Genomic DNA, 7432 nt, shown 5'->3' on the forward strand with positions numbered 1-7432 from the left:
AAGCATCTACATCACGATCGTTGTGAAAGAAGGCGAGCCGTACACCGTGGGAAAAGTCCTCCTGGACGGCGAATTCATCAAGGAAAAGACTGAACTGGAGAAGGTCATTTCACTGAAAGGGCAAAAGCTGGTGGATACGAGCCTGATTCAGAAAGACGTGGGCGAACTGACGACGATCTATGCGGACGAAGGTTACGCCTACGCCAACGTCAACATCCTGGATCGGTACGATGACGAAAAGAAAATCGTCGACATTACCTATGTTCTCCAGCCCGGACAGAAGGTGTGGGTGGAAAAGATCAAGTTTGTCGGGAACACGAGTACGCGGGACAAAATCCTCCGCCGTGAAATGCAGATTAACGAGGGAGGCCAATATCATCAGACGAAGATTCGTGATTCGCGTCTGAATATCGAACGGCTGTCGCTCTTCGAGGAGGTGCGATTGAGTACGCCGCGCGGGTCCGCGGACGATCGTGTGGACATCGTCGTGGATTTAAAAGAGAAGCCGACCGGCACCTTCTCGATCGGCGCCGGATTCAATACGTTGGAGTCGTTTCAGATCATCGCCCAGGTTCAAAAGCGGAATCTTTTCGGACGGGGGTACGATGTTTCCTTGGATGCGCGCCTCGGGGGAAAGACCCAAGCCTTCAATGTCCGATTTCGAGACGAGTACTTTCTCGACTCCAAGTGGGGCTTCGAAGTCAACGGATTCAACATCAGCCGCGTGTACACCGACTTTGATTTGACTTCACGCGGCGGCACGGTGGGCCTTGATTATCCGCTGTACAAGAAGGGGCTCGAACGAATCCGGTTCGGCGTTACGTACAGCCTGATCGACGAGGATTTGACCGATATCCGGACCACGGTGGAACAACTATTCACAAGCGGCCTGACTTCGAGTGTTACGACGTCTCTTACGCGGGACACGCGAAATCGCGTGTTTGAGCCGACGAAGGGATCGTATTACCGGCTGTCCGAGGAGGTTGCGGGCGGCGGGCTGGGAGGCGACAATGATTTCTGGAAGAGCGAATTCGACGCCCGCTGGTTTTTCCCGTTGCTCGACCAAAAACCGGTGCCTTTGATTGGAGATTCGGTCTTCGCTCTTCGGTTGAACCTCGGATACGTCGGAGTGCTCTCCGACGGCGAGCGCGTGCCCCTCTTCGAACGCTATTTCCCCGGCGGAATTTTATCCATCCGCGGCTTTCAGCTGCGGTCGCTGGGGCCCACGATCGATGTGGCAAGCTCGACCGACCCCGGTTCTTTCACAACGACCGAGTTTCACGTGGGAGGGAACAAAGAATTAATCTTCAACGCCGAATACATTTTCCCCATCGTTCGTGCGGCCAATATCAAAGGGGTGTTTTTCTTCGACATGGGGAATGCCTTTGACAACGGGGAGAGTATCTTTACGATCACCGGCCAACGGCAAAGCACCGGCTTTGGAGTTCGGTGGTTTTCGCCGATCGGCCCGCTCCGATTCGAATGGGGATTCCCGCTGGATCGGAAAGAGGACGAGAGTTTGGTCGTCTTCGACTTTACGATTGGTTCGATTTTTTAGGAGGAAATCAATCATGTTGAGCTGGAAAAACTTGATTTGGATTTTGTTGCTGCTGGCATTCGCACCCGTTCGGATGGGCCATGCGGTTGAAATGAAGGTCGGCGTGGTCAACATTCAAGATGTGCTCGATGCCGTTGAGGAAGGGAAAAAGGCGAAAGCGAAGATGGAGGGTGAGATCGCCAAGAAGAAAAAGGACCTGGACGACCGCCAGGCCGAATACAAGAAGCTGGATGAGGGGTTGGAGAAACAGAAACTGCTTCTCTCTCCCTCGGCCCTAAGCGAGAAGCAGAAGGAACTGGAAGCCAAGAAGATGGAAATTCAGAAACTTTATATGTCGAGCCAGACCGAAATGCAGAAACTGGAAGGGCAGTTGATGGCCGACATACTGAAGAAGATTCGATCGGTTGTGGCGAAAATCGCCCAACAGAACAGTTACGATCTTGTCGTCGAGAAGTCCGAAGGGGGGCTGCTCTATTATAAGGACGGGTACGACATCACGAAGCTGGTCGTGGACGAATACAACAAGGCTTATAAGAAGTAGAAGGCACCCTTAATCAAAATAGGCGCGTAGCTCAGTGGGAGAGCGCTTCCCTGACACGGAAGAGGTCGGAGGTTCAACCCCTCTCGCGCCTACCACGCTGGGTCTTTTTCCGCATAGCTTCGTTGCTCGGAGGTTGCTCCGGTTTCTCGCCGCCTGCGGCCTCGTCTGACGACAAAATCTCTTCGCGTGGATCCCTGTGCGAACCTGGCCGAGGCCGAAAGTATTCAATCCCTCTCGCGCCTACCACGCTTGTTCCTTTTCCGCGTAGCTTCTTTTAGCCTGCCAATTTCTGTCGATTGACATCATGATGTCTATTTGTTAGCATCATGATGTGCGTACGACGGTGACGTTAGAAGACGACGTGGTGTCCAAGCTCAAAAAGCTCTGTCGGGAAACCGGCAAGAGCTTTAAGGACGCCATCAACGAGGCGGTGCGCATCGGGTTGAGTAGCCGCAAACCCAAGAAGCAACTTAAACCTTTCAAGGTCAAAGCGTGGAATATGAAGCTCCGACCGGGAATCCAAATCGACAATATTGGAGAACTCCTCGATCAGCTCGATGAGTTGGACCGATCTGACGCTCGTTGACGCAAACGTCCTGATTCACGCCTACAACCTGGATTCCTCCATCCATCGCGTGGCATCCGAGTGGTGGGCCGACAAGCTTTCCGGATCGGAACGGGTCGGTCTGGCTTTGGCATCCGTGCTGGCGTTTGTTCGGATAACAACGCACCCGAGGGCACTGGCTCAGCCCAAGCCGATGAAGGAAATCTCAGAAATCGTTTCCTCCTGGTTTGAAGAGGATTCAGTGGATTGGCTTCACCCCACAGAACGCCATTGGGAGATTCTTAGCAGACTATTGGTGGACGCTCAGGCATCCGGGAATCTTGTGCCGGACGCCCATCTTGCCGCTCTAGCGATCGAACATGGCGCGACGCTTTGCACCACCGACCGCGACTTCAGCCGATTTCCCGGCTTAAAATGGACCAATCCACTCATTTGAAGTCCACATTCCTTCAATTGCCCACATAGAGAAAAAACCGTAGATTGATTCTCCTCATGCCGTCGGTACGACTGCCAGATGGTAGTTCAAAGGACGCCGCCAAGGGTACGACCGTTCTCGAATTTGCCCGGTCGATCGGGAGCGGTTTGGCGAAGGCGGTCTTGGCGGGGCGGGTCGACGGCAAGCTCGTAGACCTCCGTTCGCCCATTCTGAAAGATTGTTCGATCGAAATTGTGACGAACAAAGACCCGGAGGCAAACGACGTTGTCCGGCACTCGGCGGAACATGTCATGGCCGATGCTGTAAAACAGCTCTGGCCGGAGGCCCAGATCGACGTCGGTCGCACGGACCATAGCGAGAAATTTCAATACGACTTCAAAGTCGATCGGCCATTCACGCCCGAGGATCTCGATAAAATCGAAAAGAAGATGCTGGAGATCATTAAGACCAAAGCGGCGTTTACGCGCGAAGTGGTCGACCGAAAAACGGCGAAGAAAATGTTCAAAGAGATGGGCGAACTTCTCAAAGTCTCCCGCATCGACGATATTCCGGACGGCGAGGACATCACGATCTTTCGGCATGGGTCGTTCGTCGATCTCTGCCGCGGCCCCCACGTCCAGTCCACCTCCCAGATCGGCGCGATCAAGCTGTTTGAAACTTCGGCGTCTTACTGGCGCGGAGACGAAAGCAATGAAGTTCTTCAACGAATTTATGGAACGGCGTTCGGCACCAAGAAAGAATTGGACGATTATTTGGCGAAGCTGGAAGAGGCCCGCCGGCGCGATCACCGCCGAATCGGAAAGGATCTCGATCTCTTCAGCGTTTCCGACGACGTTGGGCCCGGTCTGATCCTTTGGCATCCCAAAGGAGCGACGGTTCGGTATCTCGTGGAGGAGTTCTGGCGCAAAGAGCACTTTAAGGCGGGATACCAGTTGGTGTATTCGCCTCATTTAGCCCGTCGGCATCTTTGGGAAACGTCGGGGCATACCGACTTTTATAAGGACAACATGTTCGCTCCCATGGAAGTCGAAGGGCAGCCCTACTTAATCAAGCCCATGAACTGCCCGTTCCACATTCAGATCTACAAGTCAGCTCTCCGAAGTTACCGGGATCTCCCGATTCGGTACGCGGAGCTGGGTACGGTCTATCGATACGAACGATCGGGCGTCCTGCACGGTCTCCTCCGGGTTCGCGGCTTTACACAAGACGACGCCCACCTATTTGTGACGCCCGAACTCCTGGATAAAGAGATCGAGCAGGTTCTAGAATTCGTTATCTATATATTTAAAATCTTTGGGTTTTCTGAGTACGATATTTTTCTTTCTACCCGGCCGCCGAAGTCGGTCGGTTCGAACGGGGAGTGGGATCATGCTACGGCCGCTCTGCGGAAGGCGCTTGAAAAATCCAAGCTCCCCTTCGTCGTCGATCCGGGGGAGGGGGTCTTTTACGGGCCCAAGATCGACATAAAGGTAAAGGATTCGCTGGGTAGGGTTTGGCAATGCGGAACGATCCAGGTTGATTTCAATCTACCTGCCCGTTTTCACTTGGAATTTGTCGACCGGGATGGTAGAAGGCGCGCTCCCATCATGGTCCACCGGGCGCTTTTGGGTTCGATGGAACGCTTTTTGGGTTGTTTGGTGGAGCATTATGTCGGGGCGTTCCCGCTCTGGCTTTCTCCGATCCAAGCGAAGGTTCTCCCGATTACGGACGAGCAGCAGGCCTTTGGCGAGGAGGTTCGACAAAGGCTGGCATCGGAGGGATTTCGGGTAGAATCCGATCTTCGCGGCGAAAAGCTGGGGCTCAAAATACGAGAGGCTCAGCTCCAAAAGGTGCCCTACATGGTGATTGTCGGGGCCGAAGAGCTGGCGAATCGAACCCTCGCTCTACGAAAACGTACCGGGGAACAGACGGCGGGCGTGACGATCGATGAGTTCGTCGCCCGCTTACATGAGGAGGAGAAAGAGAGAATTTGAGGGATACAAAGTATTTGCGAGTGAATCGAATGATCCGCGTGCCCCGGGTGCGGGTGATCGATTCGGAAGGAAAACAGCTGGGAATATTGGAAACGCCCGAGGCGCTGCGCATCGCGCAGGACCAATACCGTTCGGACCTCATTGAGATCTCGCCGACCGCCGATCCGCCGGTCTGCAAGATCATGGATTACGGGAAATATAAGTACCAGCTGAAGAAGAAAACGCAGGAGGCGAAGAAAAACCAGAACGTGATTTTGGTGAAAGAGATCAAGTTGCGGCCGTCGACCGACGATCACGACTTTGATTTCAAGGTGAAGCACATCATCCGGTTTCTGGAGGAAGGGAATAAAGCGAAGGTCACGATTAAGTTTAAAGGGCGCGAGCTGGTTCACAGCGAACTGGGGAGAGTGATGCTGAATCGCATCGTCACAGTTCTGGGGACCAAGGCGGCGATCGAACAACCGGCGAAATTGGAAGGCCGGAACATGTCGATGGTTGTGGCGCCCAAGGCGAAGTAAAGGAACGAAAGAAATGCCGAAGTTAAAAACAAAACAGGGTGTTGCGAAGCGGTTTCGTGTGACGAAATCGGGGAAGATCAAGCACAAGAAATCAAATCTGCGCCACATTCTCACGACGAAAGGGCCGAAACGGAAACGGCATCTCCGCGGAATGGGACAGGTCGCCGCCGCCGATGAAAAACGAATTCAGCTGTTTCTGCCGTACGGCCACCGAGGTTAAACGTCTGGAGGTAAGCCATGGCTCGAGTCAAAAGAGGTCCGAAAGCCCGCCGCCGAAGAAAGCGGGTCATGAATATGGCCGAGGGGTACTACGGCCGGAAAAAGAATTGCTTCACGATTGCGACCATGGCGGTCGATCACGCGCTCCAATATGCGTACGTCGGACGTCGCCAACGCAAACGAAATTTCCGGGCGCTCTGGATCCAGCGGATTAACGCTGCCGCCCGAGCTTGCGGAACGACGTACAGCAAACTGGTTCCGCTGCTTAAGAAAGCCGAGATCGAAATCGACCGAAAGATCCTCGCGAACCTGGCCGTCACGAATCCCAAGGCCTTCGCGGCGATCGTTGAAAAAGCTAAAGCCGTCGAACCGGTCTCATAAATGTCTTCTGCTGCGACCGGCTGCAACATCCCGCGACTTCGTTCTCGGCCCCAAACGTCCTCGACGTACTGCAGAGAGTACGCCTCCGGGCGTTTGGTGCCTGCGGCCTCGCCGCGGAACGTTTCGCTCGGTCTCGCGACGAATCCATTTATAAGACCGGTTCTGGTGTGAAGGATTCGCTCGTTAAACTCGAACAGGAGTTTGACCGCGCGCTCGCCCAAGCGTCCTCGCTAGAGGGTCTCGAACAACTTCGTGTCTCTGTGTTCGGCAAAAAGGGGACGCTGACGCAAGCTCTTCGGGAAGTCGGCACTCTCCCTCAGGAAGAACGGCGCAAAGCCGGTGAAAGAATCAATCTCCTCCGGCAGAAGCTGGAATCGCAGCTTTCGGACCGGAAACAGAAGCTCGAAGAAAAATCGGAAACGGAGGCCATTCGGCAAGAAAGAATCGACGTGACGTTGCCGGGGAGGAAGCCCCTGCAGGGAAAACTCCACCCGCTCTCTCTGGTCGAAGATCGCATCGTAAAGATCTTTCGATCGCTCGGTTTTTCCGTGGAATCGGGACCCGAGATCGAGACCGACTATTACAACTTCGAAGCCTTGAATATCCCGGCCGATCACCCGGCGCGGGACATGCAGGACACGTTCTTTGTGGAAGGGGGACTGCTCTTACGGACACACACGTCTCCCGTTCAAATTCGGACGATGGAAACGTCGGCGCCGCCGATCCGGATCGTCGTTCCGGGGCGGGCGTTTCGAAGGGACTCGGACGCCACGCACTCACCGGTTTTTCATCAGGTCGAAGGACTTTGTGTGGGTCCGGACGTTTCTTTTGCTCACCTTAAAGGGACACTTGAAGCGTTCGTTCACATGATGTTCGGTCCGGAAATCGGCACGCGGTTTCGTCCCAGTTTTTTCCCCTTCACCGAACCGAGCGCAGAAGTGGACATGGCGTGTGGAAACTGTCGGGGTAAAGGGTGCCGCCTCTGCAAAGGGACCGGCTGGCTCGAGATTTTAGGTTGCGGAATGGTGGATCCCAACGTTTATCAATTTGTCGGCAACGCCTGGAAATCCCGAAATGAAGAAATTCCGTACGATCCGGAAAAGATCAGCGGATTCGCTTTTGGAATGGGGATCGAGCGAGTCGCAATGGTCCTCTTCGGCATCGACAATATCCGGATACTCTATGAGAACGACACACGCTTCCTCGAGCAGTTCGCAGGTGCTCTGTGAAGATTCTCTTGA

The 7432-nt window shown here is 54.2% G+C and carries 9 protein-coding genes and 1 tRNA gene; all 10 read left to right on the forward strand.

Translation table 11 applies throughout. The features are described 5' to 3' along the window. The coding region (gene bamA, locus VI895_14990) for an outer membrane protein assembly factor BamA (protein ID HLG21104.1) at positions 1-1558 on the forward strand (1558 nt) is incomplete at its 5' end. Between the two features lie 13 nt (positions 1559-1571). Beyond that, a complete protein-coding gene (locus VI895_14995; GenBank protein ID HLG21105.1) occupies positions 1572-2099 on the forward strand; it encodes an OmpH family outer membrane protein in 528 nt (175 codons plus the stop codon). Between the two features lie 20 nt (positions 2100-2119). Further along, positions 2120-2194 (forward strand) — tRNA-Val (locus tag VI895_15000). 248 nt (positions 2195-2442) lie between these two features. Continuing rightward, entirely contained in the window at positions 2443-2685 is a 243-nt protein-coding gene (locus VI895_15005; GenBank protein HLG21106.1) for a hypothetical protein, read from the forward strand. Continuing rightward, positions 2657-3100, forward strand: a complete 444-nt coding sequence (locus VI895_15010) for a type II toxin-antitoxin system VapC family toxin (GenBank protein ID HLG21107.1) — start codon at positions 2657-2659, stop codon at positions 3098-3100. The genes VI895_15005 and VI895_15010 overlap by 29 nt, the downstream gene beginning before the upstream one ends. 56 nt (positions 3101-3156) lie before the next feature. Further along, complete coding sequence (gene thrS / locus VI895_15015) at positions 3157-5073, forward strand: threonine--tRNA ligase (GenBank protein HLG21108.1); 1917 nt, start codon at positions 3157-3159, stop codon at positions 5071-5073. Between the two features lie 14 nt (positions 5074-5087). Then, positions 5088-5591, forward strand: a complete 504-nt coding sequence (infC, locus tag VI895_15020) for a translation initiation factor IF-3 (GenBank protein HLG21109.1) — start codon at positions 5088-5090, stop codon at positions 5589-5591. A 13-nt stretch (positions 5592-5604) separates the two neighbouring features. Then, a complete protein-coding gene (rpmI, locus tag VI895_15025) occupies positions 5605-5811 on the forward strand; it encodes a 50S ribosomal protein L35 (GenBank protein ID HLG21110.1) in 207 nt (68 codons plus the stop codon). Between the two features lie 17 nt (positions 5812-5828). Continuing rightward, the gene (gene rplT, locus VI895_15030) at positions 5829-6191 is read left to right on the forward strand and encodes a 50S ribosomal protein L20 (GenBank protein HLG21111.1); all 363 of its coding nucleotides are present in this window, start codon (positions 5829-5831) and stop codon (positions 6189-6191) included. A 167-nt stretch (positions 6192-6358) separates the two neighbouring features. Beyond that, positions 6359-7420 carry a phenylalanine--tRNA ligase subunit alpha gene (gene pheS / locus VI895_15035; GenBank protein HLG21112.1) on the forward strand — a complete coding sequence of 354 codons (1062 nt, stop codon included), beginning with the start codon at positions 6359-6361 and terminating at the stop codon, positions 7418-7420. The last annotated feature ends 12 nt before the right edge of the window (positions 7421-7432 follow it).

It is taken from the genome of Bdellovibrionota bacterium, from assembly GCA_035292885.1.
Lineage (GTDB): Bacteria > Bdellovibrionota_G > JALEGL01 > JALEGL01 > DATDPG01 > DATDPG01.

Bases quoted from the DNA above. Each gene is read 5' to 3' on its own strand.
- VI895_14995 (HLG21105.1), top strand. From the start codon at position 1,572: ATGTTGAGCTGGAAAAACTTGATTTGGATTTTGTTGCTGCTGGCATTC.
- VI895_15010 (HLG21107.1), top strand. From the start codon at position 2,657: ATGAGTTGGACCGATCTGACGCTCGTTGACGCAAACGTCCTGATTCAC.
- thrS (HLG21108.1), top strand. From the start codon at position 3,157: ATGCCGTCGGTACGACTGCCAGATGGTAGTTCAAAGGACGCCGCCAAG.
- rpmI (HLG21110.1), top strand. From the start codon at position 5,605: ATGCCGAAGTTAAAAACAAAACAGGGTGTTGCGAAGCGGTTTCGTGTG.
- rplT (HLG21111.1), top strand. From the start codon at position 5,829: ATGGCTCGAGTCAAAAGAGGTCCGAAAGCCCGCCGCCGAAGAAAGCGG.